This is a genomic window from Kribbella sp. NPDC050820 (assembly GCF_040653975.1).
GTDB lineage: Bacteria > Actinomycetota > Actinomycetes > Propionibacteriales > Kribbellaceae > Kribbella.
The window spans coordinates 58,293-82,540 of the sequence record NZ_JBFAHB010000014.1 but is presented as its reverse complement, the minus strand read 5'-3'; the positions used below and the strand labels follow the sequence as shown (position 1 = coordinate 82,540).

Genomic DNA, 24,248 nt, shown 5'->3' with positions numbered 1-24,248 from the left:
TGCCGACGCTGTCCGGAGTTCCCGCCAGGTGAGGGGCGCGTGGTTGTTGGTCGACGGGCGGTTCGGGGGCTGGGTAGGTTGGGTTGCATGGCTGGCTTCGAGGACGTGGAGCGGTTGGTGGCGGGGTTGCCGGAGACTGCGGAGACGACTCGGCGTGGGAGTCGGACGTGGACAGTTGGCGGGAAGGCGTACGCGTGGGAGCGGCCGTTCAGTAAGGCGGATTTGCGGCGGTTCGGGGATGAGACTCCGCCCCAGGGGCCGATTCTGGCGGTTCGGGTGGAGGACCTGGCTGAGAAGGAAGCGGTGCTCTCGGCGCGGGCGGGGGACGGGTTCTTCACGATTCCGCACTTCGACAACTACGCGGCTGTGTTGATCGAGCTCGACAAGGTTTCTGAGCCCGTGCTTCAGGATGCGCTGCTTGATGGGTGGCTGGTGTTCGCGCCGCCGCAACTCGCGAAGGCACACCTCGACGGGCAGTAGACCCGTCAGACACCACCGACAGCTGGCTCGGCCGTGACGGGCAGTGCCCTGCCGCCGGGCGGTGCCGCGAGCAAGCCGGGCGGTGGGCTGCGACGGCACCGCGGGTCGCGAGCTGGTATCGAGGCGCGCCTTGATGGGCGGTCCGGTCAGGGTTTGCGGGGGTGCTCGGTGGGGGCGGTGCGACGGAGCGGTGGCGTGCTGGGGGTTAGGTGGTGGCGGTTAGGAGGCGGTGGGCGAAGGTTCGGTAGGCGGGGGTGAAGGGGGAGGTTGGGGGGAGGTGGAAGTCGGCGTTGAGGAAGGCCAGGGGGAGTAGGAGCCATTGCCAGGTGTCCAGGGCGATGGTGACTGAGGTGTGGTCGGCGTCTAGCGGGTGGATTTCGGCGTCTTGGTATTTGAGGGCGTCGAGGACGGGGGCGATGGGGGCGTCGATGGTGAGGGTGAGTTTCTGCTTGGACTTGTTGAGGGCCTGGCGGAGGTAGGCGGTGGCGGAGTCTGCCGGGAGTGGGCGTGGGGTGTAGGGGGTGTTGGTACGGCGTTCGTCGGTGATGCGGTCGAGGCGGAACACTCGCCAGTCGTCGCGGTCGAGGTCGTAGGCGAGCAGGTACCAGCGGAGCATGTAGTGGATTTGGCGGTAGGGCTCGACTCGGCGGATCGCGTGTTCGCCGCGGGCGTTGATGTAGGAGAACGAGATCGTCTCTACGGCAGCGATTGCTTCGGCGATGGTGCCGAGTTGGTCTGCGGTGACGGTTGGCGCCGGTTGGGGAGTGGTTTCCAGGCTGGAGCGGACGGAGACTACTTGGCCGCGGAGGCGGGCGGGGAGGAACTGGTCGACCTTGCCGTAGGCACGCAACGCTGCGTCGTCGATGCCCCGCTCACCTGAAGAAGAACCGGCGGCGGAAGGACGGGCAGGGGTGGTGGGGCCGGCGGGGGACGGGGGTGTCGGGGACGGCGTGGTTGAGGCTAGGGCGGCTAGGGCTAGGAGGGTGGCTACGGCTTCGTCGTCGTCGAGGACCAGGGGTGGCATGGTGCGGCCGGCGGATAGGCGGTAGTAGCCGCCGGGGCCGGGTTGGGTTTCGACGGGGTAGCCGTAGCTGCGGAGGCGGTCCACGTCGCGGCGCAGGGTGCGTGGGCTGACGGACAGGCGCCGGGTCAGCTCGTCCCCGGTGAAGGACCGGCCGGTCTGCAACGTGGACAGGAGCGCCAGCATGCGGGCGGTCACGTCTGCCATGCCGATCATGATGGCACTAATTGCGGCCAGGATCCGGCCACATCTGCGCATAGCGTCGTACGCATGGCTGACCGAAGCATCACCATTCGCCAAGCCCGGACCAACAACCTCGACGGGCTCGATCTCGTCGTACCGCGGAATCAACTGGTCGTGTTCGTCGGCAGATCGGGATCGGGGAAGTCGTCGCTGGTGTTCGACACGATCGCCGCGGAGGCGGGGTTCGAGTTGAACGAGACGTTCCCGCCGTTCGCGCGTAACCGGTTGCCGAAGTGGACCCGCCCGGAGGTCGAGCACATCGACGGCCTGACCCCGGTGATCGTGATCGACCAGCGGCGGATCGGCGGCAACGCGCGGTCGACGGTCGGCACGATCACCGACGCGTGGACGTACCTGCGGCTGTTGTTCTCCCGGCTGAGCGAGCCGCACGTCGGTGAGTCGAACCGGTTCTCGTTCAACGACCCCACCGGGATGTGCCCGACCTGCCACGGTCTCGGCGAGGTCGTGGTCAGCGCGGTCGATCGCTTCCTGGACCTCGACAAGTCACTCGCCGGCGGCGCGATCCGGCTGCCCGGCTTCGGCAACGGCGGCTACTGGTACAGCCAGTACGCCGACATCGGCACGTTCCACGTGGACACACCACTGCGCGACTGGACCGCTTCGGAACGCGAAGCACTGCTGTACGGCGGCCAGGCCGCAGCCGACCTCGGACACAAGCCACCCAAGGACTACGAGGGGGTGGTCGAGCGCTTCGAACGCATCTACCTGCGCACCTCCGACAACCTGTCCGAACGCAAGCAGGACACGATTCGCAAGTTCACGAAGTCCGGGACCTGCCCGGAGTGCGCGGGCGATCGCCTCAACGAGGCCGCGCGCACGGCGACAGTCGACGGCCACTCCATCGGCCGGCTCGCCCACCTGGAGATCACCGAACTGCTGGACGTCGTACGGAAGATCGACACAAGCAGCGTCCGGCCGGTGGTGGCTGCGTTGACGGCGCGGTTGGAGGCGATGGTGACGATCGGCCTCGGGTACCTGGCTCTGTCGCGGGCGACGACCACGCTGTCCGGTGGCGAGTCGCAGCGGATCAAGACGGTCAAGCACCTCGGGTCGAGCCTGACGGAGATGACGTACGTCGTGGACGAGCCGACCGTCGGCCTGCACCCGACCGACGTCGACTCGATGATCAAGTTGCTCGAGCAACTGCGCGACAGCGGGAACAGCGTGCTCGTGGTCGAGCACGACCCGGCAGTCATGCGCCACGCGGACCAAGTCGTCGAGGTCGGGCCTGGGGCGGGAGCCGGAGGTGGGCGGCTCGTGTTCCAGGGAACGTTCGCCGAGCTCGGTGATGCCGGTACGCCGACCGGGAAAGCGCTGGCCCGGACGCGACCAGAGAAGGCCCAACCGCGCCGGGCGGACGGAACTCTGACCGTGACGGATGCCAAGCGCAACAACCTGCAGAGGGTCACCGTCGGCTTCCCGACCGGGGTGATGACAGTGCTGACCGGCGTTGCGGGCTCGGGGAAGTCGAGCCTCGCGCAGGAACTGGTCGAGCAGCACCAGGCGATCGTGATCGACCAGAAGCCGGTCAGCACCAACCGCCGCTCGACGCCGATCACCTACACCGGTATCGCACCGGCGATCCGGAAGCTGTTCGCCCGCCACAACAACGTGCCGGCCGCGTTGTTCAGCGCCAACTCGGACGGTGCGTGTCCGGAATGCAAGGGACTCGGCGTGATCTACACCGACCTCGCGTTCATGGACGGGCAGGAGGTGGTGTGCGAGACGTGCCAGGGGCGGCGGTTCACTCCGGAGGTGCTGGCGTACACGGTGAACGGGCGCTCGATCGCGGACGTCGACGAGCTGACAATCGACGAGGCGATCACGGAGTTGCCGGATGCGCGGATCTCGCGGGCGTTGCGGCAGCTCGCCGCCGTCGGGCTCGGGTACCTGCGGTTGGGGCAATCTCTCAGCACGTTGTCGGGTGGCGAGTGTCAGCGCGTGAAGATCGCCAAGGAACTACGGCAGGCCGAGCAACCCACGACGTACGTGCTCGACGAGCCCACGACCGGGCTGCACCTGGATGACATCGACACGCTGCTGGAGGTGCTCGACAGCCTGGTCGAGCACGGGCACACGGTGGTCGTCGTCGAGCACAACCTGGACGTGATTCGGCAGGCCGACTGGTTGATCGACCTCGGTCCGGGGCCTGGCCGGCACGGCGGCACGGTCCTGTTCGAAGGGCGGCCCGCCGACTACGTCGACCGCCCGACACCGACCAGTCTGGCGCTGGCCGAGCGGCCGCCGTACGGCGAGGGGCGTTGACGGGTCGGGTGTGACGGTGTGTTATCCGAAGTAGGACCCGTGTTTGGGCTGGTCCGTAAGCTGGGATTTTCGGTCGATCCGCCCCTGACACCGCGGAGGGTGCAATGAACGATTTCCAGGAACAGGCGAAGAACTGGCTCCGGAACGTCGTCAAGCAGAACCCGGACAAGATCAAGGCCGGTGTGGAGAAGGCCGGTGACTTGCTCGACAAGCAGACCGGCGGGAAGTACGCGGACAAGGTCGACACCGTCCAGCAGAAGGTCGGCGGGTACGTCGACTCCCAGTCGGGCGACACCCCCGCGAGCCAGCCCGCCGAGTCGGCCCCCGACGACGGCGCGCCGGAGGCCGCAAGCCAGGCGGGCACATCAGGCCAGGCAGGGGAGGCCGGTACGGCGACTGAGAGTGAGGCGACCGGTGGTGTGCCTTCGCCCGGTGGCGGTGGTGACCCCGGAGTCGTCGGTGGTGAGGCGCCGGACCCGGCGACCGAGCCTGCGAGCTCGGCCGGATCCCGCCCGGAGGGCTCCCAGACCGGCAGCACGGTGACCGGCGAGTCCGAGGAAGGCCTCCCGGGCCCACGCCCGTAGTCCGAGGACTCGAAGGCCTCCCGGGCACACGCCCCGTAGTAGGAAGACCGCCTCCCGAGAACACGCGCGCGGTCCGGCCGAATCACGAGCGAGCCGAGCTGCGCGACGTACTTGAGCGGTTCGGTTCTGGAGTGGACCAGTGGGGGTGGTGGTCTGCTGGTGCGACCGGGTCGCAGGGTGACGCTGGACGTTGGTTCCGGTGCTTGCGGTGACGGGTCGGGTGGGCTGGGAGTGTCCGTCTTGACCGGGTGATGGGGCACGCCTAGCCTCGGAATCAGTAAGGGATCACTCCACCTGACGGTGGCGGGTATAAGCACCGGCAGGGCGGTTGACCACCGGCCGACCGGCCGGAGAGAAACACGACACCACGCTCGACCGAGCTGAAGACTGACGACGGCGACTCGCAGCGCCGTCGGATAGACGGCACCGCGGCAAGCACCGAACCTGGGTGACGCACACCCACCGGCCGCCCGGCGGTACCGGCGTCACGGAACGGACAGGCGCACCGCCGTAGGCCGGTGGTGCGGTCAGCCGTACCGTCAGTCGCCGTACACGTGGCGAATCCCTTCGACCGAGGCCACAGTCCCGCCTGGTGCGTGACTCGAACGAGGGGAGACGCCGATGACGGCTACGTCGATCGGGCTGTCTCTGATCGGACTGCTGATCGCCGGCCTGCTGGCCTGGATCGGCCTCACCCTCTCCCGCCGCAAGGCCGCCGACGGGTCGGCCGCCGCCGAGCTCGAGGCCGCGAACATCACCGGCGCCGCGAAGTCCGCGGCCGAGTCGGTGCGCCGCCAGGCCGAGGAGGAGGCCGCCGTCCTGCGGGTCCGGGCCGAGGCCGCGGAGCAGCGCGCCGAGGAGATCCGCCGGGCCGCGGAAGACCGGGCGTCCGAGGTACGGCGCGAGGTCGAGCAGCGGGCGTCCGACGTACGGCGGGAAGCCGAGTCGGAGGCGCAGTCGATCCGGGACGACCTGCGCGAGCAGCGGCTGGAGATGGAACGCCGTGAGCACCGGCTGACCGAGCGTGAGGAACGCCTGGACGAGCAGCACCGCTCGATCGAGGAACGTCAGACCGAGCTGACCGCGCAACTGGCCGAGCTGGACCGCCGCAAGGCCGAGATCCGGGACCTGGAGGACGAGCGCCGCCGGATCCTGGAAGGGGTCGCGAACCTCACCACCGAGCAGGCGCGGACCGAGCTGATCGCGTCGATCGAGGCGGAGGCGAAGCGGCACGCGCACACGATCGTGCGCGACATCGAGCGGCAGGCGCTGGACGAGGGCGAGGTCAAGGCCCGCAAGATCATCACCGGCGCGGTGCAGCGGCTGGCGTCGGAGCAGACCAGCGAGTCCGTCGTCTCCGTGGTGCACCTGCCGAGTGACGACATGAAGGGCCGGATCATCGGCCGCGAGGGCCGCAACATCCGGTCGTTCGAGCAGACGACCGGCGTGAACCTGATCATCGACGACACCCCCGAGGCGGTGCTGCTGTCCTGCTTCGACCCGGTACGGCGGGAGACCGCGCGGCTGACCCTGGACTCGCTGGTGCTCGACGGCCGGATCCACCCGAGCCGGATCGAGGAGATCTACGAACGCAGCAAGGGCGAGGTTGCCGAGCTGTGCGAGCGGGCCGCCGAGGACGCGATGGCGGAGGTCGGGATCACCGACCTGCACCCGGAGCTGGCCCGGACCATGGGTCTGCTGCGCTACCGGACGTCGTACGGGCAGAACGTGCTCAAGCACCTGGTCGAGTCCGCGCACATCGCCGGCATGATGGCGGCCGAGCTCGGGCTGGACCCGAAGCTGTGCAAGCGGGGCGCGTTCCTGCATGACATCGGCAAGGCGCTGACGCACGAGTCCGAGGGCAGCCACGCGATCGTGGGCGCCGAGCTGGCCCGCAAGTGGGGCGAGAACGACGACGTTGTGCACTGCATCGAGGCGCACCACAACGAGGTCGAGGTGCGGACCGTCGAGGCCGTGCTGACCCAGGCGGCGGACGCGGTCAGCGGTGGCCGGCCGGGTGCGCGGCGGGAGTCGCTGGAGGCGTACGTGCAGCGGCTCGAGCGGCTGGAGGAGATCGCGATGCACCACGACGGTGTGGAGAAGGTGTTCGCGATGCAGGCCGGCCGAGAGATCCGCGTGATGGTGCTGCCGGACGCGGTCGACGACATCGGCGCACAGGTGATGGCACGCGACATCGCGAAGCAGGTCGAGGAGGAGCTGACCTACCCCGGCCAGATCCGCGTCACCGTCGTCCGCGAGTCCCGCGCCACCGAGGTCGCGAAGTAGCTCAGTCCGCGTACTTGAGACGCCACTCGGGCGGATCGAACGGGGCGCCGTAGATCCGGGTCTCGCGCGCGATCCGCCCGTCCCGGAACTCGACGACGTTCGCGACGTAGTAGATGTCGCCGCTGTAGTCCGAGCGCCCGAGCACCACGAAGTGGTCGCCTTCGCCGGTGATGCGCAGGATCGTGATCGACGGCGGGCTCGGGTACTCCTGCTGCATCGCCCGCATCTTGTCCCGGCCGACGATCCGCTCGCCGGACTGCGGCATCTCCAGCACGTAGTCCTCAGTTCGCATTTCGTGCTCGGCCTCGGCGGACAGCGTCAACTCACCCTCCGCCGCCCACAGCCGCTCCAGCAACTCGCGATTGTCCATGGCTTCACCGTCCCCGCGACTCTTCAGGCAGTCTTAAATGCGGGTGCGACCGGTGACAAGCCGCCGTACGGTCGGACGATGGACATCAGGCCCGCAACCCAAGCCGACGTCGACGGACTCATTGCTCCGGCCGAGCCGGCCGCGCAGCACCACCTGCGCGAACGCTGGGCGACGCAGCAGCGCGGTGACGGCCTGTTCCTGCTCGCACACCAGGACGGCGAGGTCGTCGGCCACACGATGCTGTTCCGGGCATCGAAGTACGACGAGGTCCGGGAGGCTCACGACGTCGCCGAGATCAACGCCCTGCACGCCTACGTCCAAGGCCAGGGCATCGGTACGGCGATCATCCGCGCGGCCGAGGCGATCGCCGCCGACGAGTGGTCCCGCGCGGCGATCGGCCTGGCCGTCGGCGCCGACAACCCAGGCGCCCGCAGGCTGTACGAACGCCTCGGCTACCGGCTCTGGGAAGGCGACCCGGTGATCGACCGCTGGACCGAAAAAGATGCCGACGGCAACGTCGTACGGGCGCACGCGGACCCCTGCGACTACTTGTTGAAGCCCTTCTGATCCTCACGCAGGTGCGCGGGCGTGACGTCGATCGGCCGGGTGGCGACCTGCTCCGGCGGGTCGGTGTTGTACTGCTTCTCGACCTCCGGGTCGATCACGGTGAAATCGTCGCGCTTGTGCGGGTTGGCGAGCCGGTACGAGACCCAGATGCCGGCCACACCGGCGAGCATGATGATGATCCCCAGGGCGGTGAGGTTCAGAGTGTCGGACGTGTCACGAACGGCGAACGCGATGATCGCACCGAGCGCGATCAAAGCGATTCCGGCTCCGATCCTCATGACCGACTCCTTCCTGAACTCCGAGGGTTGTCACTTGCAGTAACGGACATCACTCCCGGTACCCAAAGGGTGTCCTGACATGCGCGCCGGTCAGCGGAAGGCGGCCTGGCCGGTCAGGGCCTGGCCGATGACGAGTTGGTGGACCTCGGAGGTGCCCTCGTAGGTGAGGACGGACTCGAGGTTGTTGGCGTGTCGCATGATCGGGTACTCGCCGCTGATGCCGTTCGCGGCCAGGATCGTGCGGCACTCGCGGGCGATCGCGATCGCCTCGCGGACGTTGTTGAGCTTGCCGACGCTGACCTGCTCGGGGCGCAGCGTGCCCTTCTCCTTGAGCCGGCCGAGGTGGACGGCGAGCAGAATGCCCTTGTTCAGCTCGACAGCCATGTCGGCGAGCTTCGCCTGGGTCAGCTGGTAGCCGGACAGCGGCTTGTCGAAGACCGTCCGCTCACCGGCGTAGGCCAGGGCGGTCTCGAGGCAGTCGCGGGCGGCGCCCATCGCGCCGAAGATGATGCCGAAGCGGGCCTCGTTCAGGCAGCCGAGCGGTCCGGACAGACCACGGGCCTCGGGCAACAGTGCGGACGCCGGCAGCCGTACGTCCTCCAGAACCAGCTCGGACGTGACCGACGCGCGCAGCGACAGCTTCCCGGTGATCTCCGGCGCCGAGAAACCGGCCGTCGAGGTCGGTACGACGAAGCCGCGGACGCCGTCGTCCGTCCGGGCCCAGACCACGGCGACGTCGGCGACCGAACCGTTCGTGATCCACATCTTCGAGCCGTTCAGCACCCAGTCGTCGCCGTCGCGGCGGGCGTTGGTGCGCATGCCGGCCGGGTTCGAGCCGAAGTCGGGCTCGGTCAGGCCGAAGCAGCCGATCGCCTCACCGGCCGACATCCGCGGCAGCCACTCGTTCTTCTGCTCCTCGCTGCCGTACTTCCAGATCGCGTACATGGCCAGCGAACCCTGCACCGACACCAGCGAACGCATCCCCGAGTCGGCCGCCTCGATCTCCAGGCAGGCCAGGCCGTAGGCAACCGGACCGACACCGGCACACCCGTAGCCGGTCAGGTGCATCCCGAGGAACCCGAGTGCCCCCAGCTCCTTGGCCAGCTCCCGCGCCGGAATGCTTGCCGACTCGAACCACTCCGGCAACGACGGCCGCAACCGCTCATCCGCAAACCGACGAGCCGTAGCCCGGACGTCAACCTCCTCCGAGGTCAACAACGAGTCCACATCCACCAGATCCAGCGAAGCCGTCATAAAGCTCACGCTAGCCGGTAGAAGGTGATCAGGAAGCGGCGCAGCTCACTTCCGGTACCAGGGCCACCACCAGTGGCGTTTGCGGGGATGGCGGACGACGATCGTGCCGTGTCTGGCCTGGCCGGTGACGCGGAGGCGGACGCCGCCGGCTCGGGGTGTGGTGGCCTTGTTGCGGGCGGTGCCGTGGACCATGTCGACGGCGTCCATGTCGATGCTCCAGCCCTCCGGCACGATCATCACGACCGAGCTGTGCACGGCCTGGGCGTCGACGTGGATCTCCGGCCACCGGATCACCGCGTCGGTGAAGTCGAGCCGGACCGCGGAGTGCTCGGCGACCGCGTGCACCGTCTGCGGGACCGTCCACGGCCCTTCCCGCCGCTGGGCGCTGTGCTTGGCCCGGATGGTCAGCTCGACCGCGTTGCTGCCGTGCGCGACCGGCACCAGATCTGCGGTCGCGTTGCGCAGCTCGAGCTGCGTCTTGGCCGAGTAGATCTGGGTCAGCCGCTCGTCCAGCTCCTCGAAGTCCAGCCGCCCGTCGCTGTGTGCTTCCTGGACCAGGGCGGCGGCGCGCTCGCGGTCGTGGTCAGAGGCCCGATGCCCGGGCGGCGGCTGCTCCAGACTCATGCCCCAAAGGTAGCGCCGCTACCGGTCCGCTCCAGGAACCGGTCGAACACTGCTGACCAGGTCGCTTCCAGTTCAGCCTCGTAGAGCTCCGCCTCCGCGACCACAGTCGCCGGATCGAATCCCAACGACAGCAGTCGCTCCGGGGTCCAGCGCCGTACTCGATCTGTTGTGACCTCGGGATGGAACTGCACGCCCCAGCTCCGGCCGATGCGCAGCATCTGGATGGGACAGCGCTCGCTCGACATCAACAGCACGGCATCAGCGGGCAGCCGGGTGATCTGGTCCTGGTGACTCTCCACTGCCCGCACAACCGCAGGCAGACCGGCGAGCAGCGGGTCGTCCGCGGCCGCGGGCAGCAGGCGCAGCTCGGTCACACCTTTCTCGGGCAGACCGTGCTTGCCGAGCACCTCACCGCCGAACGTATGCGCCAGCAGCTGAGCGCCCAAGCAGATCCCCAGCACCGGCACGCGGTCGTGCGCCGCCCGCAGCAGCTCGCGCTCGGCCTTCAGCCACGGCGAGGCGTCGTCCGCGTCCGGCAGCATTCCGCCACCCAGCAGGATCAGCGCGGCGTGCCCGCTGATGTCGGACGGGATCGGCTCACCGTCCCACGCGCGTACGACGACCGCGGCGAAGCCCCGCGCCTCGAGCCAGCCGAGCAGGCGGCCCGGTCCGCTGTCGGGATCGTTCTCGATGATCAGCACAGCTGCAGACACAGTCGCCAACCGTAGACCACCGGGGCACACCGCGAGCCGCCGTACCGGCGAGACTGTTCCGCGATACTGAGCAGGGCTCAGCTGGGGGTGTGCGGCACTGTGCCGGCAGTGGATCGGCTGGTGGGCCTGCAACAGGTCACTCCGGCTGCGCTGCTCATTGTGGAGTTCAAGCCCGGAGACACCGGTGCCGAGGCCCGGCTCACGGCGAACGATCCGGTGCTCCTCACCATCAGCGATGTCAGCCATCCGGAGTTCGACGCACTGGTGCTGACCACCACGCTGGGCGGTGCAGCGTCTGCACAACTGCCGGCCGGGTTCTACAACGTGTCAGCTGTCGTGATCGACGACTGCGAGGACGTTCTGCTCGGGTACGGCGTTCAGGACAACCTGAGACTGGTCAGTGGCGACGACCTGATCCTGTCTTTGGCCATCCACACCGACGGCGTGGCCGATGTGCCGCGGCGCTGGCGTCCGGTCCGCAGCCGGTGCTCATGGGACCGGACGGTGACGTCGTACCGATCCTGGACCTGGTGCTGATCGGGCGGGCGCCGGACTGCGACCTGATCCTGGACCACCCGGAGGTGAGCCGGCACCACGCGGAGCTGCTCCGGATGGACGAGCTGAGCTACGAGCTCCGCGACCTCGGCTCGACCAACGGCACCTCTGTGAACGGCGCCCGCGTCCACAGCCGACTCGTCGGCGACGGCGACCAGCTCCGCCTCGGAAGCTTCCCCCTCAACCTCTACCTGGCCTGACGCGACCTAGCCCGCGGACCTGGGACAATGGCGCCGTGAATGCGCGAACCGTCGTCATCCTCGGCTCGACCGGCTCTGTCGGCACCCAGGCGCTGGAGCTGATCGGCCGGAACCGCGACCGGTTCCGGGTGCTCGCGCTCTCGGCCGGCGGGGACAATGTCGGCCTGCTGGCCGCGCAGGCGCTCGAGTTCGGCGTCGAAGTGGTCGGTGTGGCGAAGGCCACGGTGGCTCAGGACCTGCAGCTCGCGTTCTACGCCGAGGCGCAGCGCAAGGGGTACACGCAGGGCGAGTTCCGGATCCCGAAGATCGTCACCGGCCCGGACGCCTCCAGCGAGCTCGCCGCGATGCCGTGTGACGTGGTTCTCAACGGCATCAACGGCTCGCTCGGCCTGCAGCCCACGCTGGCCGCCCTCGACGCCGGCAACACGCTCGCCTTGGCGAACAAGGAGTCCCTCGTCATCGGCGGTCCGCTGGTCACCCGCCGGGTGAAGCCGGGCCAGATCGTCCCGGTGGACTCCGAGCACAGCGCGATCGCGCAATGCCTGCGCGGTGGCTCGGCCGACGAGGTGCACAAGCTGCTGCTGACCGCCAGCGGCGGGCCGTTCCTGGGCCGGGCGCGCAGCGAGCTCGCGGACGTGACGGTCGAGCAGGCCCTGGCGCACCCGAACTTCGCGATGGGCCCGGTCGTCACGATCAACTCCGCCAACCTGGTCAACAAGGGGCTGGAGCTGATCGAGGCGCACCTGCTGTTCGGGATCCCGATGGACCGGATCGACGTCGTCGTACACCCGCAGCAGGCGATCCACTCGATGGTCGAGTTCACCGACGGGTCCACGATCGCGCAGGTCGGCGTACCGACGATGACGGTGCCGATCGCGCTCGGCCTCGGCTGGCCCGACCGGATACCGGACGCGTCGCCGCCGTGGAACTGGGCCGAGGCGAGCACCTGGCAGTTCCTCCCGCTCGATGACAAGGCGTTCCCGGCGGTCCGGCTGGCCCGCGAGGCCGGGACCCGCGGCGGGACCGCGCCGGCCGTCTTCAACGCCGCCAACGAGGTCTGCGTGCAGGCGTTCCGGGACGGGCGGCTGCCGTTCCTGGCGATCGTCGACACGGTGGCACGGGTGGTGACCGAACACGACGTACCCTCGTATGAGGAACTGTCCATCGACGACGTGCTCGCCGCTGACACATGGGCGCGTGCGCGGGCTCGCGAGTTGACCGGCGCGTCGACCGACCACAGCCAGGAGATCACGAACGCATGACCGCGCTTCTCACCGTAATCGGCATCGTGCTCTTCGTAGCCGGCATCCTGATCTCGGTCGGGCTGCACGAGCTGGGCCACATGGTGCCCGCGAAGGCGTTCGGGATGAAGGTGACCCAGTTCTTCGTCGGCTTCGGCCGGACGCTGTGGTCGACCAAGCGCGGCGAGACCGAGTACGGCATCAAGGCTATCCCGGCCGGTGGGTTCGTCCGGATCATCGGGATGATGCCGCCGGCCAAGGGCGAGGACCCGACCAAGGTCCGCAAGGCCAACACCGGCCCGATCCAGTCCATGGTCGAGAACGCCCGAACCGCGGAGTACGAGACCATCTCGCCCGAGGACAACGGCCGGCTCTTCTACCAGAAGGTGTGGTGGAAGAAGCTGATCGTGATGGCGTCCGGTCCGCTGGTCAACGTGGTGATCGCGTTCGTGCTGTTCGGCGGCCTGTTCATGCTGTACGGCGCCAACGTCGCGCAGACCACCGTCGCCACGGTCACCGACTGCGTCATCCCGGCGTCGCAGGCCACCGCGGACCGCAAGTGCGAGGCCGGCGACCAGGTCTCGCCGGCCAAGACCGCGGGCTTCCAGGTCGGCGACAGGATCGTCTCCTTCAACGGCACCCAGATCACCAGCTGGGACCAGCTCACCCCGCTGATCCGGGCGAACACCGACAAGGCCGCCACGATCGTTGTCGAGCGCAACGGTGCGCAGCAGACCCTGCAGACCACCACGATCATCAACCAGGTCCGCGACGAGGCAGGGTCGGACAAGATCGTCTCGGTCGGCTTCCTCGGCGTCTCGCCGGAGATGAAGGTCGAGCGCCAGGACTTCGGGTTCGTGGTCAACAAGATGGGCGAGCTGACCGTCGCCACCGTGCAGGCGATCGGCAACTTCCCGGAGAAGCTGGTCGGCGTGGCCAAGTCGATCGTCGGCGGCGACCGCGACGAGGACAGCCCGATGAGCGTGGTCGGCGCCAGCCGGGTGGCCGGCGAGATCGCCTCCAACCAGTCGCTCACCGGCGGCGAGCGGATCGCGTTCCTGATCTCGCTGCTCGCCTCGCTGAACCTGTTCCTTGCCCTGTTCAACTTCATCCCGCTGCTCCCGCTGGACGGCGGCCACATGGCCGGCGCGATCTGGGAAGGCATCCGGCGCGGCTTCGCGCGGCTGCTCGGCCGGCCCGACCCCGGGTACGTCGACGTCGCCAAGCTGCTCCCGATCGCGTACGTCGCGGCCAGTGCCATCGTGGTGATGGGCGTCCTGCTCGTCATCGCCGACATCGTCAACCCGATCCGGCTGTTCAACGGATAACGCTCCACCTCAACGGACAAGGACTCATGAGCATCAACCTGGGCATGCCCGCGCTGCCGCCGCCGACCCTCGCCCCGCGCCGCAAGACCCGCCAGATCAAGGTGGGCAAGGTGCTGGTCGGCGGTGACGCCCCGATCTCCGTGCAGTCGATGACGACGACGCTGACCTCGGACGTCAACACCACCCTGCAGCAGATCGCCGAGCTGACCGCGGCCGGCTGCGACATCGTCCGGGTCGCGTGCCCGTCGCAGGACGACGCGGACGCGCTGCCGGAGATCGCGCAGCACTCGCAGATCCCGGTGATCGCCGACATCCACTTCCAGCCGAAGTACGTGTTCGCCGCGATCGAGGCGGGCTGTGCGGCGGTCCGGGTGAACCCGGGCAACATCCGCAAGTTCGACGACCAGGTGAAGGAGATCGCGGCCGCGGCCAAGGACCACGGCACCTCGATCCGGATCGGCGTGAACGCCGGCTCGCTGGACCCGCGGCTGCTGCAGAAGTACGGCAAGGCGACCCCGGAGGCGTTGGTCGAGTCGGCCGTCTGGGAGGCGTCGCTGTTCGAGGAGCACGACTTCCACGACTTCAAGATCTCGGTCAAGCACAACGACCCGGTCGTGATGGTCCGCGCGTACGAGTTGCTGGCCGACGCCGGCGACTGGCCGCTGCACCTCGGCGTGACCGAGGCCGGCCCGGCGTTCCAGGGCACGATCAAGTCGTCGGTGGCGTTCGGCGCGCTGCTGGCCAAGGGCATCGGCGACACCATCCGGGTCTCGCTGTCCGCGCCGCCGGTCGAGGAGGTCAAGGTCGGCCTGCAGATCCTGCAGTCGCTGAACCTGCGTGAGCGCAAGCTCGAGATCGTCTCCTGCCCGTCCTGCGGCCGCGCCCAGGTGGACGTCTACACCCTGGCCGAGCAGGTCACCGCCGGCCTGGAGGGCATGGAGGTCCCGCTCCGGGTCGCCGTCATGGGCTGCGTCGTGAACGGCCCCGGCGAGGCCCGCGAGGCCGACCTCGGCGTCGCCTCCGGCAACGGCAAGGGCCAGATCTTCGTCAAGGGCGAGGTCATCAAGACCGTCCCGGAATCCGCCATCGTCGAAACCCTCATCGAGGAAGCCCTCCGCATCGCCGAGCACATGGGCGACACCACCCCCGGCGAACCCACCGTCACCGTCAGTTGACCGCGACGTCCCAGAAGGTGCCATACCCTGCCGGGGTGCGGCACCTTCTGGCGTATGAAGCTGGTGCTTCGTTTGCCGGGATCAATGCATCAAATCGTCAGCCATTTTGGTGTAGCATTGGGTGCATGACACGTATCTCGGTAGACGTCAACGACGAGTGGCTCGACGCGGCCCGGGCCGAGTTGGGTACGGATAGCAAGGTGGAGACGATCAACGCCGCCTTGCACGAGTTCGCCCGGCGCAAGCGGGCGAAAGATCTCATCGCGACGCTCGACGAGGTCGAGTTGGATGTCAGTGCCTCGGCCGACGCCTGGAGATATGGGGGCGGTCGTGATCTGAGCAGGCTGGAGGAAGACGCCAGGGAGGCCCGCACCGCATGATGGCTGGCGCTGCTTATCTGGTGGACACCTCGGTCGTCGTGCTGCGCGGTCGGTACGCGTTGGTCAAGGAGCGCTTCGACACACTGCTCGTCGAAGGTCGCCTGGTGCTCTGCCAAATGGCGCTGCTGGAGTGCCTGAACAACGCTCCGGATCCGCGGTCCTACGAGCGAATGTGGGGGGACCTTCAGGGCCAGCGGTGGGTCGATGTCACCACAGCGTCCATGGACAAGGCCCTGGAGGTGCACCGCGCTCTGGCGAAGAAGAGCCAGCACCGGGGGTTCAAGCTGCCTGACCTGATCATTGCTGCGACCGCAGAGTTGGCTGGCCTGACTGTCTTGCACTACGACGAGGATTATGAGCGGATTGCCAAGGTCACTGGGCAGCCGGTGGAGTGGGTTGTGCCGAAGGGATCGCTCTGAGGGTGGTTGAGTACCTGGTGGTCGGGGCGGTTGCAGGTGAGCTTCGGTATGTGCCGCAGGGGATTCCTCGGGTGGTTACCGGGGTTGGGAAGACTGCGGCGGCGGTGGCTACTGCGAGGGCTTTGGGGGAGCGGGACACTCTTGAGCTGGTGGTGCTGAATGTGGGGACCACGGGGGCGTTGCGGGATGGGATGGCGGGGTTGTACCTGCCGTCGCGGGTGATCAATCACGACGTCAACGCGGAGGCGGTGCGGGCGCTGGGGCTCGACCCGCAGGAGGTGCTGGAGGTCGAGGGCGGGGACGGGACCGTGCTCGCCTCGGGCGATGTGTTCGTGACCGATCCGGTCGTCCGGGCCCGGCTCGCGGAGCGGGCGCAGTTGGTGGACATGGAGGCGTACGGCGTCGTCTACGCCTGCCGCGAGTACGGCGTACCCGTCCGTGTCGTGAAGCACGTCTCCGACTCGGCCGACGAGTCCGCCCTCGACTGGCCCGCGCTGGTCGACGCCAGCGCCAAGGTCCTGGGGGAGTGGGTCACCGACTACGTCCGCTGAGACGCCAGCCACTCGAGTACGGCGGTCTCCCGCACCAGCCACCGCATCACCCCAACCCCACCCGCCTGCACGGCCCGGTTCGCCGCCAGCGCCTCGTCGACCGTCATCCACCGCGGCACCAGTTCCAGCTCGGCCTCGTACCCCTCCAGCGTCTGCTCACGCTCAGCCGCACCGCCCGAGCAGCGGAAGTAGTGCGAGGTCATCCGGAACACGTCGTACGCCGGCTCGGCCGCCGGCACCTCCTCGATCGTCGAGCCGACGCCCGGGCCGACCTGGACGCCGACGACGCCGCACTCCTCGCGGAACTCGCGGCGGAGCGCCTCGGCGTGCGACTCGCCCGGCTCCACCCCGCCGCCGGGGAACTTGTAGTCGCCGTGACGGGAGCCGAGCAGCAGCAGCTCGCGACCGTGGAAGAGGATGCCGCGGACGGCGGTTCGCTTGACGACGCGACCGCCGGGAGGGAGATCCGGTGAGCTGAACCTGCCGAGGAGCATGCGGATATGCTGGCTTGACCTTGACCCTGGGGGCAAGGTTTAGCGTCGGGGTGAAGGAGGCGGGATGCGGATCAGTGATCTGGCGGCCGAGGCCGGGGTGACGGTCAAGGCGGTCCGGTACTACGAGGCGCAGGGACTGCTGAAGCCCCGGCGGGAGGCCAACGGCTACCGCGCGTACGAGGCCGAGGACGTGGTCGTCGTACGGGAGGTGAAGGCGTTGCTGTCGCTCGGCCTGACCGCGGAGCAGACGTACCCGTTCATCGAGTGCCTGCGGGCCGGCAACGACCGGGCGGACGTGTGCCCGGCGTCGCTGGCGGCGTACCGGACCCGGATCGCCGACGTGGACCGGCGGATCACCGAGCTCACCGAGCTCAGGTCCCGGCTGACCGACCTCCTGGCCGATGCCGAGAGCTGGAGGACGAGAACAGGATGAGTGACCTGCGGACGGTCGACGAGTCGACCTTCGACGAGGTGGTACTGCAGGCGGACCAGCCGGTGCTGGTGGACTTCTGGGCGCAGTGGTGCCCGCCGTGCCACCAGATCGCGCCGGTGCTGGCGCAGATCGATGCCGAGCGCAATGACCTGACGGTGGTAAAGCTGAACTCCGACGAGAACCCGGCGGTGTCGGCGAGCTACCGGGTGATGGCCCTGCCCACGCTGATGCTGTTCCACCGTGGCGAGGTGATCTGGTCGGTGGTCGGCGCCCGCCCGAAACACAAGCTGGTCAAGGAGCTCGACGACGCCCTGCACGCCGTCGTCTGAGCGCCGCTGAGGAAGCCCGCCGGTGGATTCCGCCGGCGGGCTTCGTCGTACCTTGCTTGGTAGCTAGCTAGATTGCTAGCATCCTAGGCATGAGCGATGAAGGCGGGAAGAAGGCGCAGTTCAACGTGTACCTGCCGCCGGAGCTGGTTCGCCGGGTGAAGCACAAGGCGATCGACGAGGCGGTCAGCCTGTCCGCGCTGGTGGAGCTCGCACTGACGGAGTACCTGGACAAGCATGGGGAGGCACGAGGATGAACGATGTGATGATCCGGCCGCTGCGGTTCACGGCCGATGTGGACGCGATGCAGGCGTTCCTGGAGACCCTCGGCCTGCGGGCGCGGATCGAGTCCGAGCGCGGCGGCTGGGCGGTGCTGCTGGCCGGCCGCGGAGCTGTCTCGCTGCACGACGCGGCCACCAGCGACACCGGCGGCCGGCCGGGTCAGACCAGGCTGACGTTCGTGGCCGAAGACATCGACGAGCTGAAGACGACCCTCGAGAACGCCGGCTACGACGACGCGACGATCTTCGACGAGGCGTTCGGGCGCGTCCTGTCGGTTGCCGGGCCGGACGGGACGAAGCTGTGGATCGACGAACGCAGCAAGGATCTGTACGGCTACCGCGAGCTCGACGCGCAGCCGGATGAGCGCTTGGCGGTGACGCCACACCTGACGGTCTCGGATCAGCCCGCCTGGGAGCGGCTGCTGGGCGTGCTCGGCGTCGACCAGAAGGTGTACTTCGCCGCCGGTGACGAGCCGGCCGTCCGGCTCGGGCTGACCACCTCCGAGGATCTGGACGACATGCTGCGACGGATAGGTGCGCAGGCCACCCGGACCGATGATGGTCTGGAGATCGTGGATCCGGACGGGGAGACGGTGGTGGTGCACGGGTGATCGAGGTTCGGAAGGCCGAGCTCGGGGATGTCGAGGGCATCCGGCAGATCGGGCTGCAGACCTGGCCGGCGGCGTACGGCGGTCTGGTCTCGGAGCAGTTCATCGCCGACGGCCTGGCGCAGTACTGGTCACCGGAGGCGGTGGAGCGGGGCATGCGCCGCGGGATCACGCTGGTCGCGGCCGACGGTGAGCAGTTGGTCGGGGTGGTCGGGCTCGGTCGGGAGGACGAGTTCTGGGTGATGTGGAAGCTGTACGTGCTGCCCGATCACCAGGGCAAGGGGGTCGGCAAGGCGCTGCTCGACGCGGCGATCGAGGCTCTGCCGGCCGGTACGTCGGAACTGCTGCTGGACGTCCTGGTCGGCAACGAGAAGGCAATCCGCTTCTACCGCGCCAACGGCTTCGGCGACCCACCCCGCACCCCCGACCGCGACCTCGGCGTCGAAACGATGTGGATGAGTCGTGGCGGTCTCTGATGGTCCCCCGCCTACTGCGCGGCACTCGGCACGGCATCTCGCCGCACTGGAGCAAAGGCCACGATGAAACCACATCGAGGCCTTCACTCCAGCACGCCGAGCTACCGCACCGAGCACCTGCTCGCTACGGCGCGGGACCATCAGACACCGCCTTGACCTCCAGACGGCTTGAGGTTGCAGGGTGCCCGCATGACAGTGACTGAACCGGTGCGGTTGCGGGACGATCCGGACTTTCGGCGGTACTGGGTCGCTCGGGTGTTGTCGTTCACCGGGTCGATGGTGACGGCGGTCGCGCTGCCGGTGCTCGTTTACCGGCTGAGTGGATCTACGTTTCTCACCGCGCTCACGACGGCGCTCGAGGCGGCGCCGTACCTGCTGACTGGGCTGTTCGCCGGCGCGCTCTCGGACCGGTGGAACCGGCAGCGGGTGATGGTGTCGGCGGATCTGGTCAACGCGGTGCTGATCGGGTCGATCCCGGTCGCGCACCTGCTCGGCGTGCTGACCGTCGCGCAGGTGCTCGTGGTCGGGTTCGCGGTACAGGCGGTCTTCACGTTCTTCGACGGTGCGAACTTCGGCGCGCTCCCTGTGCTGGTCGGGCGGGCCCGGGTCGCGCAGGCGAACTCGGCGGTCTGGACGGCGTCCAGCCTGGTCGAGCTGTTCGTCCCGGCGCTCGCCGGCCTGGCGTTGGCGGTGCTGAACCCGGCCAGCCTCCTCGCTCTCGACGCGTTGAGTTTCGTCGCGTCCGCGGTCGCCGTACGTGGCATCGTGCGCGCGATGTCGGAGCGGCGGGACGGGCAGCAGCCGCTGCGGCCTCGGGTGATCTTCGCGGACATCGCGGAGGGCGTGCGGTTCCTGGTCCGGCATCCCGGTGTCAGGACGATGACGATCGTGGGCAGTCTGCAGTCGTTCGCCGGCGGCGGGTTCGTCGCGCTGATGGTGGTCTGGTGCGACCGGATCCTGCACATCGGTACGTCGGGAGTGCGGTTCGGGCTCGTGTGGGGTGCATGGGGGATCGGTGGCCTGATCGCCGCGCTCGGCCTGCCGCGGCTGCTGAAGCGGATGCCGCCGGCCGCGATCACGCTGTACGCGTTGCCGGTGTCGGCGGTGCTCGGGATCGTGACGGCGCTGATGCCGGGGTGGGCCCTGGCCGCACTCGCGTTGCTCGTGTGGGGCTCGGCGTACGTGCTGGTGATCGTCAACTCGATCTCCTACCGGCAGCAGGTGACGCCGGAGCAGTTGCTCGGCCGCGTCAACACGGCCGGCCGGATGCTGTCGTGGGGAGTGGGCTGGACGCTGGGCTCGATCGCCGGTGGTCTACTCGGGAACCAGTACGGCGTCCGCACCGCGATGGTCGTGATGGGTGCCTTCGGGTTCGCCGCCGTGGCAGTCGCTTGGACCTCGCCGTTGCGCCGGATCGCGGACGCTCACGACCCGTTGCACGCTTGACGGGGGATCATCGGCTAGGTTCTGCGCGTGGGCGTTCGGGTTCTCGGTCCTCGTGACCTCGCGGCGGCGCGTGCCGTGATCGGCCGCGACCCGGTCGTCAACGTGTTCGTCGACAGCCTGGTGCAGGCGTCCGGACTCGATCCACGGCGCGGCGCCGAGGTCTGGGGGTACGTCGAGAAGGGCGTGCTCGAAGCGCTGTGCCACGCGGGCGGCAACATGGTGCCGGTCGGCGCGGACGACGCTGCGCTGCGGGCGTTCGCGTCGTACGCGTTGCGGCGGGGGCGGAACTGCTTCCAGATCCTCGGCCAGGCGCGCGCGGTCGAGCAGTTGTGGAACACCCTCGAACCGCACTGGGGTCCGGCCCGCGAGGTGCGCGACAACCAGCCGTTCATGGTGATCGAGGGACCGCCGGCCATCGCCCCGGATCCATTGGTCCGGGAGGTCGAACCGGTCGAGCTGCCGATCCTCTACCCGGCCTGTGTGGCGATGTACACCGAGGAGGTCGGGGTCCCGCCGCAGACCGGGCCGGACGGGACGTTCTACCGGTCGCGGGTGGCCGAGCTGATCCGGGCCGGGCGGGCGTTCGCGCGGATCGAGGACGACCGCGTGGTGTTCAAGGCCGAGGTCGGGTCGGTCGGGACCGGCGTCTGCCAGATCCAGGGGGTCTGGGTCGACCCGGAGTTCCGCGGCCGCGGGCTGGCCGCGCCGGGGATGGCGGCGGTGGTCGAGCTGGCCCGGCAGATCGCCCCGGTGGTGACGCTGTACGTGAACGCCTTCAACGTCCCGGCCCGGGCGGCGTACGAGCGGGTCGGGTTCCGGACGATCGAGACGTTCGCGACGATCCTGTTCTGATACTGGGCGCCCACCGTGATGCTGCGGTGACCGCTGGTGCGCTTTCAGGCTCTGTGCATCACCAAGCTCGCGGCGGGGGACTGTGCGGTGGACAGCAACGGGAATAAGCCGAAGTTCGTGCTGCACTCGCAGATCCATGCGCGCGAGATCGCGACCGGCGAGATCGCGTACCGATGGATCGACCTGCTGGTCACGTCGTACGGCGTGGACCCGGAGATCACGTCGTTGCTCCGTTCCAGTGGGACGTGCAGCAGGGCGGGCCGTGTGACGAGACCTATCCCGGTCCAAAGGCGGAGTCGGAGCCGGAGACGGTCGCGATCCAGGGGTTGCTGGAGGCGATCTTCCCTGATGGGAAAGGGGAGGTGAACGATCCGGCGGCCCCGCCGACGACCGGGGTGATGCTGAGTCTGCACAGTTTCGGGAACGACATCCTGGCGCCGTACGGCTACACGAACACCGCTGCGCCGGACCAGGCCGCGTTGGTTGCTCTGGGCAAGAAGATGGGCGCGCTGACCGGGTATCCGGTCTCGACCGGGGACGGCGGGGTGGGGTATCTGGCGCCGGGAGCGACGGACGACTGGCTGTACGGGACGCGCGGGGTGCCGGCGTACACCTTCGAGATCGGGCCGGCGTCGGGGGCCTGCGCGAGGTTCCTGCCGGCGTACTCGTGCGTGTCGTCGACGTTCTGGCCGATTCTGAAACCAGCGTTGGTTTACGCGGCCCGGGCCGCGGCGGCGCCGTACGGGAAGCTGCCGTGATTACCGTCCGGTAGGCTCCGCGCATGGCGTGCGCGGCTGGGCGCGGCTGCCGCTCCAGGTTCCGCTGATCAAATGGGCCCTGAGGGCGTCGCGCGAGACCGAATGAGGCGGCTGGGTGCGCGTGGGCTGTGGATAACGTGGTGAGAGCATGGTCGCCGGACGGATATCCTCTGTGACGTCCAATGTTCCATCCATCTTCTGTCAGGCTTTTGGAGACTCCCGTGATTCTGCGCATGTCGTCGCTGTTCCTTCGCACCCTTCGCGAGGACCCGGCGGACGCGGAGGTCCCGAGCCACAAGCTGCTCGTCCGCGCCGGCTACATCCGGCGGACCGCGCCCGGCATCTACACCTGGCTGCCGCTGGGCCTGCGGGTACTGCGCAACGTCGAGCGGATCGTGCGCGAGGAGATGGACGCGATCGGCGCGCAGGAGCTGGTGTTCCCGGCGCTGCTGCCCCGGGAGCCCTACGAGGCCACCGGCCGCTGGACCGAGTACGGTCCGAACATCTTCCGGCTGAAGGACCGCAAGGGCGCCGACATGCTGCTCGGTCCGACGCACGAGGAGATGTTCACGCTGGTCGTGAAGGAGCTCTACTCGTCGTACAAGGACCTCCCGCTGTCGATCTACCAGATCCAGAACAAGTACCGCGACGAGGCGCGGCCGCGGGCCGGCGTGCTGCGCGGGCGCGAGTTCGTGATGAAGGACTCGTACTCGTTCGACGTGGACGACGCCGGGCTGGAGACGTCGTACGAGGCGCATCGCGACGCCTACATCAAGATCTTCGACCGGCTCGGCTTCGACTACGTGATCGTGAAGGCGATGTCCGGCGCGATGGGCGGGTCGCGGTCGGAGGAGTTCCTGGCGATCGCCGAGAACGGTGAGGACACCTTCGTCCGCTCGCCGGGTGGGTACGCCGCGAACGTCGAGGCGGTCGTGGTCCCGCAGGCGGCGCCGGTGGACGCGTCGGACGTGCCCGCGGCCGAGGTCGTCGACACCCCGGACACCCCGACCATCGAGACGCTGGTCGACGCGCTGAACGCGAAGCACGCGCGCGCCGACGGCCGCGAGTGGACCGCCGCGGACACGCTGAAGAACGTGCTGGTCACGGTCGTGCACCCCGACGGCACCCGCGAGCCGCTGGCCATTGGCGTGCCCGGTGACCGCGCGATCGACGAGAAGCGGCTGGGCGCGCAGCTCGAGCCGGCCGAGGTCGTGGCCTTCGAGGAGGCCGACTTCGAGAAGATCCCCTCGCTGGCGAAGGGCTACATCGGGCCGGGCGTGCTGGGCAAGGAGAACACCTCCGGGATCCGCTACCTGCTCGACCCCCGGATCGCCGAGGGGTCGGCGTGGGTCACGGGTGCGGACAAGTCCGGCTTCCACGTGATCAACCTGGTGCACGGCCGCGACTTCACCGCCGACGGCACCATCCAGGCCGCCGAGGTGCGCGACGGTGACGAGGCGCCGGACGGGTCCGGTCCGCTGGAGACCGCGCGCGGGATCGAGATGGGGCACATCTTCCAGCTCGGCCGGAAGTACGCCGACGCCCTCGACCTGAAGGTGCTGGACCAGAACGGGAAGCTCGTCACGGTCACGATGGGGTCGTACGGCGTGGGTGTCACCCGCGCGGTGGCCGCGATCGCCGAGGGCAACCACGACGAGCTGGGCCTGGTCTGGCCGCGGGAGATCGCGCCGGCCGACGTCCACCTGGTTGCCACCGGCAAGGACTCCGAGGTCTTCGAGAAGGCCGCCGAGCTCGCCGCCGAGCTGGAGTCCCGCGGCCTCACGGTCATCTACGACGACCGCGTGAAGGTCGCCCCGGGCGTGAAGTTCAAGGACGCCGAGCTTCTCGGCGTCCCGACCATCGCCGTCGTCGGTAAGGGCCTCGCCGAAGGCACCATCGAGGTCCAGGACCGCCGCAGCGGAGACCGCGCCAACATCCCCGTGGCCGAGGTCGTGGACCGCCTGGTCACCACGGTCCGCAGCTGAACCACCGGCGGCCGCAGCGCCGCGGCCTGCCGTC

Annotated in this window: 28 protein-coding genes and 1 pseudogene; 22 read left to right on the top strand and 7 right to left on the bottom strand. The window is 68.8% G+C overall.

Annotated elements, in window-relative coordinates; translation table 11 throughout:
• Window positions 1-87 precede the first annotated feature (87 nt).
• Entirely contained in the window at window positions 88-480 is a 393-nt protein-coding gene (locus tag AB0H36_RS15435; RefSeq protein WP_360522344.1) for a hypothetical protein, read from the top strand.
• Between the two features lie 205 nt (window positions 481-685).
• On the opposite strand, the gene AB0H36_RS15430 is transcribed toward AB0H36_RS15435, so the two are convergent.
• The gene (locus AB0H36_RS15430; protein ID WP_360522341.1) at window positions 686-1,708 is read right to left on the bottom strand and encodes a WYL domain-containing protein; all 1,023 of its coding nucleotides are present in this window, start codon (window positions 1,706-1,708) and stop codon (window positions 686-688) included.
• A gap of 63 nt (window positions 1,709-1,771) precedes the next feature.
• On the opposite strand from AB0H36_RS15430, the gene AB0H36_RS15425 reads away from it, so the two are divergent.
• The 3 genes from AB0H36_RS15425 to rny all read left to right on the top strand — a co-directional run bounded on the left by AB0H36_RS15425 (window position 1,772) and on the right by rny (window position 6,900).
• Entirely contained in the window at window positions 1,772-4,030 is a 2,259-nt protein-coding gene (locus AB0H36_RS15425) for an excinuclease ABC subunit UvrA (RefSeq protein ID WP_360522338.1), read from the top strand.
• Between the two features lie 104 nt (window positions 4,031-4,134).
• A complete protein-coding gene (locus tag AB0H36_RS15420; protein ID WP_360522335.1) occupies window positions 4,135-4,614 on the top strand; it encodes an antitoxin in 480 nt (159 codons plus the stop codon).
• A gap of 621 nt (window positions 4,615-5,235) precedes the next feature.
• Entirely contained in the window at window positions 5,236-6,900 is a 1,665-nt protein-coding gene (gene rny / locus AB0H36_RS15415) for a ribonuclease Y (RefSeq protein ID WP_360522332.1), read from the top strand.
• Window position 6,901: 1 nt separating this feature from the next.
• Here the strand turns inward: rny and AB0H36_RS15410 are convergent, their stop codons facing one another.
• Window positions 6,902-7,270 (bottom strand): nuclear transport factor 2 family protein, encoded by a 369-nt coding sequence (locus AB0H36_RS15410; protein ID WP_360522329.1) that lies wholly within the window; start codon window positions 7,268-7,270, stop codon window positions 6,902-6,904.
• Window positions 7,271-7,348: 78 nt separating this feature from the next.
• Between AB0H36_RS15410 and AB0H36_RS15405 the strand changes: the two genes are divergently transcribed.
• Complete coding sequence (locus AB0H36_RS15405; protein ID WP_360522326.1) at window positions 7,349-7,837, top strand: GNAT family N-acetyltransferase; 489 nt, start codon at window positions 7,349-7,351, stop codon at window positions 7,835-7,837.
• Here AB0H36_RS15405 and AB0H36_RS15400 read toward each other — a convergent pair.
• The 4 genes from AB0H36_RS15400 to AB0H36_RS15385 form a co-directional block, all read right to left on the bottom strand.
• On the bottom strand, window positions 7,816-8,115 hold the full coding sequence (locus AB0H36_RS15400; RefSeq protein WP_360522323.1) for a DUF6458 family protein: 300 nt from the start codon (window positions 8,113-8,115) through the stop codon (window positions 7,816-7,818). The genes AB0H36_RS15405 and AB0H36_RS15400 overlap by 22 nt on opposite strands.
• Before the next feature lie 90 nt (window positions 8,116-8,205).
• The gene (locus tag AB0H36_RS15395) at window positions 8,206-9,369 is read right to left on the bottom strand and encodes an acyl-CoA dehydrogenase family protein (protein WP_360522320.1); all 1,164 of its coding nucleotides are present in this window, start codon (window positions 9,367-9,369) and stop codon (window positions 8,206-8,208) included.
• 45 nt (window positions 9,370-9,414) lie between these two features.
• Complete coding sequence (locus tag AB0H36_RS15390; RefSeq protein ID WP_360522317.1) at window positions 9,415-9,993, bottom strand: DUF1707 domain-containing protein; 579 nt, start codon at window positions 9,991-9,993, stop codon at window positions 9,415-9,417.
• On the bottom strand, window positions 9,990-10,706 hold the full coding sequence (locus AB0H36_RS15385) for a type 1 glutamine amidotransferase (protein ID WP_360522314.1): 717 nt from the start codon (window positions 10,704-10,706) through the stop codon (window positions 9,990-9,992). Before AB0H36_RS15385 ends, AB0H36_RS15390 begins: the two co-directional genes overlap by 4 nt.
• 108 nt (window positions 10,707-10,814) lie before the next feature.
• Between AB0H36_RS15385 and AB0H36_RS15380 the strand changes: the two genes are divergently transcribed.
• The 8 genes from AB0H36_RS15380 (at window position 10,815) to AB0H36_RS15345 (ending at window position 16,555) form a co-directional block, all read left to right on the top strand.
• On the top strand, window positions 10,815-11,243 hold the full coding sequence (locus AB0H36_RS15380) for a hypothetical protein (RefSeq protein ID WP_360522311.1): 429 nt from the start codon (window positions 10,815-10,817) through the stop codon (window positions 11,241-11,243).
• On the top strand, window positions 11,198-11,461 hold the full coding sequence (locus tag AB0H36_RS15375) for an FHA domain-containing protein (protein WP_360522308.1): 264 nt from the start codon (window positions 11,198-11,200) through the stop codon (window positions 11,459-11,461). Before AB0H36_RS15380 ends, AB0H36_RS15375 begins: the two co-directional genes overlap by 46 nt.
• A gap of 35 nt (window positions 11,462-11,496) precedes the next feature.
• The gene (dxr, locus tag AB0H36_RS15370) at window positions 11,497-12,723 is read left to right on the top strand and encodes a 1-deoxy-D-xylulose-5-phosphate reductoisomerase (RefSeq protein WP_360522305.1); all 1,227 of its coding nucleotides are present in this window, start codon (window positions 11,497-11,499) and stop codon (window positions 12,721-12,723) included.
• Window positions 12,720-14,030, top strand: coding sequence for a site-2 protease family protein (locus AB0H36_RS15365; protein WP_360522302.1), 1,311 nt, complete (start codon window positions 12,720-12,722; stop codon window positions 14,028-14,030). The genes dxr and AB0H36_RS15365 overlap by 4 nt, the downstream gene beginning before the upstream one ends.
• A gap of 26 nt (window positions 14,031-14,056) precedes the next feature.
• Window positions 14,057-15,205: a flavodoxin-dependent (E)-4-hydroxy-3-methylbut-2-enyl-diphosphate synthase gene (gene ispG, locus AB0H36_RS15360; RefSeq protein WP_360522299.1), complete on the top strand. Its 1,149-nt coding sequence runs from the start codon at window positions 14,057-14,059 to the stop codon at window positions 15,203-15,205.
• Window positions 15,206-15,330: 125 nt separating this feature from the next.
• Window positions 15,331-15,585 (top strand): DUF2191 domain-containing protein, encoded by a 255-nt coding sequence (locus AB0H36_RS15355; protein ID WP_360522296.1) that lies wholly within the window; start codon window positions 15,331-15,333, stop codon window positions 15,583-15,585.
• A complete protein-coding gene (locus tag AB0H36_RS15350) occupies window positions 15,582-16,004 on the top strand; it encodes a PIN domain nuclease (protein WP_360522293.1) in 423 nt (140 codons plus the stop codon). The genes AB0H36_RS15355 and AB0H36_RS15350 overlap by 4 nt, the downstream gene beginning before the upstream one ends.
• Entirely contained in the window at window positions 15,977-16,555 is a 579-nt protein-coding gene (locus AB0H36_RS15345; RefSeq protein ID WP_360522290.1) for a nucleosidase, read from the top strand. The genes AB0H36_RS15350 and AB0H36_RS15345 overlap by 28 nt, the downstream gene beginning before the upstream one ends.
• Here the strand turns inward: AB0H36_RS15345 and AB0H36_RS15340 are convergent.
• Complete coding sequence (locus tag AB0H36_RS15340; RefSeq protein WP_360522287.1) at window positions 16,543-17,049, bottom strand: NUDIX domain-containing protein; 507 nt, start codon at window positions 17,047-17,049, stop codon at window positions 16,543-16,545. The genes AB0H36_RS15345 and AB0H36_RS15340 overlap by 13 nt on opposite strands.
• 64 nt (window positions 17,050-17,113) lie before the next feature.
• Between AB0H36_RS15340 and AB0H36_RS15335 the strand changes: the two genes are divergently transcribed.
• From AB0H36_RS15335 to AB0H36_RS15295, 9 genes and pseudogenes are all read left to right on the top strand, one after another.
• Window positions 17,114-17,482, top strand: coding sequence for a MerR family transcriptional regulator (locus AB0H36_RS15335; protein WP_360522284.1), 369 nt, complete (start codon window positions 17,114-17,116; stop codon window positions 17,480-17,482).
• The gene (gene trxA / locus AB0H36_RS15330; protein WP_360522281.1) at window positions 17,479-17,811 is read left to right on the top strand and encodes a thioredoxin; all 333 of its coding nucleotides are present in this window, start codon (window positions 17,479-17,481) and stop codon (window positions 17,809-17,811) included. Before AB0H36_RS15335 ends, trxA begins: the two co-directional genes overlap by 4 nt.
• 89 nt (window positions 17,812-17,900) lie before the next feature.
• Window positions 17,901-18,065, top strand: a complete 165-nt coding sequence (locus AB0H36_RS15325) for a CopG family transcriptional regulator (RefSeq protein ID WP_360522278.1) — start codon at window positions 17,901-17,903, stop codon at window positions 18,063-18,065.
• Window positions 18,062-18,700, top strand: coding sequence for a VOC family protein (locus tag AB0H36_RS15320; RefSeq protein WP_360522275.1), 639 nt, complete (start codon window positions 18,062-18,064; stop codon window positions 18,698-18,700). The genes AB0H36_RS15325 and AB0H36_RS15320 overlap by 4 nt, the downstream gene beginning before the upstream one ends.
• Complete coding sequence (locus AB0H36_RS15315; protein WP_360522272.1) at window positions 18,697-19,173, top strand: GNAT family N-acetyltransferase; 477 nt, start codon at window positions 18,697-18,699, stop codon at window positions 19,171-19,173. The genes AB0H36_RS15320 and AB0H36_RS15315 overlap by 4 nt, the downstream gene beginning before the upstream one ends.
• A 189-nt stretch (window positions 19,174-19,362) precedes the next feature.
• Window positions 19,363-20,619: an MFS transporter gene (locus AB0H36_RS15310; RefSeq protein ID WP_360522269.1), complete on the top strand. Its 1,257-nt coding sequence runs from the start codon at window positions 19,363-19,365 to the stop codon at window positions 20,617-20,619.
• A gap of 27 nt (window positions 20,620-20,646) precedes the next feature.
• Window positions 20,647-21,471 carry a GNAT family N-acetyltransferase gene (locus AB0H36_RS15305; RefSeq protein WP_360522266.1) on the top strand — a complete coding sequence of 275 codons (825 nt, stop codon included), beginning with the start codon at window positions 20,647-20,649 and terminating at the stop codon, window positions 21,469-21,471.
• Window positions 21,472-21,507: 36 nt separating this feature from the next.
• A pseudogene (locus AB0H36_RS15300) lies at window positions 21,508-22,229 on the top strand (M14 family zinc carboxypeptidase).
• 221 nt (window positions 22,230-22,450) lie between these two features.
• Entirely contained in the window at window positions 22,451-24,214 is a 1,764-nt protein-coding gene (locus AB0H36_RS15295) for a proline--tRNA ligase (RefSeq protein ID WP_360522264.1), read from the top strand.
• The last annotated feature ends 34 nt before the right edge of the window (window positions 24,215-24,248 follow it).

Coding starts and splice junctions, on each gene's coding strand:
- AB0H36_RS15350 (WP_360522293.1), top strand. CDS start 15,582: ATGATGGCTGGCGCTGCTTATCTGGTGGACACCTCGGTCGTCGTGCTG.
- AB0H36_RS15435 (WP_360522344.1), top strand. CDS start 88: ATGGCTGGCTTCGAGGACGTGGAGCGGTTGGTGGCGGGGTTGCCGGAG.
- AB0H36_RS15430 (WP_360522341.1), bottom strand. CDS start 1,708: ATGGCAGACGTGACCGCCCGCATGCTGGCGCTCCTGTCCACGTTGCAG.
- AB0H36_RS15375 (WP_360522308.1), top strand. CDS start 11,198: ATGGGACCGGACGGTGACGTCGTACCGATCCTGGACCTGGTGCTGATC.
- ispG (WP_360522299.1), top strand. CDS start 14,057: ATGAGCATCAACCTGGGCATGCCCGCGCTGCCGCCGCCGACCCTCGCC.
- AB0H36_RS15390 (WP_360522317.1), bottom strand. CDS start 9,993: ATGAGTCTGGAGCAGCCGCCGCCCGGGCATCGGGCCTCTGACCACGAC.
- AB0H36_RS15340 (WP_360522287.1), bottom strand. CDS start 17,049: ATGCTCCTCGGCAGGTTCAGCTCACCGGATCTCCCTCCCGGCGGTCGC.
- rny (WP_360522332.1), top strand. CDS start 5,236: ATGACGGCTACGTCGATCGGGCTGTCTCTGATCGGACTGCTGATCGCC.
- AB0H36_RS15355 (WP_360522296.1), top strand. CDS start 15,331: ATGACACGTATCTCGGTAGACGTCAACGACGAGTGGCTCGACGCGGCC.
- AB0H36_RS15325 (WP_360522278.1), top strand. CDS start 17,901: ATGAGCGATGAAGGCGGGAAGAAGGCGCAGTTCAACGTGTACCTGCCG.
- AB0H36_RS15320 (WP_360522275.1), top strand. CDS start 18,062: ATGAACGATGTGATGATCCGGCCGCTGCGGTTCACGGCCGATGTGGAC.
- AB0H36_RS15365 (WP_360522302.1), top strand. CDS start 12,720: ATGACCGCGCTTCTCACCGTAATCGGCATCGTGCTCTTCGTAGCCGGC.
- AB0H36_RS15400 (WP_360522323.1), bottom strand. CDS start 8,115: ATGAGGATCGGAGCCGGAATCGCTTTGATCGCGCTCGGTGCGATCATC.
- AB0H36_RS15335 (WP_360522284.1), top strand. CDS start 17,114: ATGCGGATCAGTGATCTGGCGGCCGAGGCCGGGGTGACGGTCAAGGCG.
- AB0H36_RS15310 (WP_360522269.1), top strand. CDS start 19,363: ATGACAGTGACTGAACCGGTGCGGTTGCGGGACGATCCGGACTTTCGG.
- AB0H36_RS15425 (WP_360522338.1), top strand. CDS start 1,772: ATGGCTGACCGAAGCATCACCATTCGCCAAGCCCGGACCAACAACCTC.
- trxA (WP_360522281.1), top strand. CDS start 17,479: ATGAGTGACCTGCGGACGGTCGACGAGTCGACCTTCGACGAGGTGGTA.
- AB0H36_RS15410 (WP_360522329.1), bottom strand. CDS start 7,270: ATGGACAATCGCGAGTTGCTGGAGCGGCTGTGGGCGGCGGAGGGTGAG.
- AB0H36_RS15395 (WP_360522320.1), bottom strand. CDS start 9,369: ATGACGGCTTCGCTGGATCTGGTGGATGTGGACTCGTTGTTGACCTCG.
- AB0H36_RS15420 (WP_360522335.1), top strand. CDS start 4,135: ATGAACGATTTCCAGGAACAGGCGAAGAACTGGCTCCGGAACGTCGTC.
- AB0H36_RS15405 (WP_360522326.1), top strand. CDS start 7,349: ATGGACATCAGGCCCGCAACCCAAGCCGACGTCGACGGACTCATTGCT.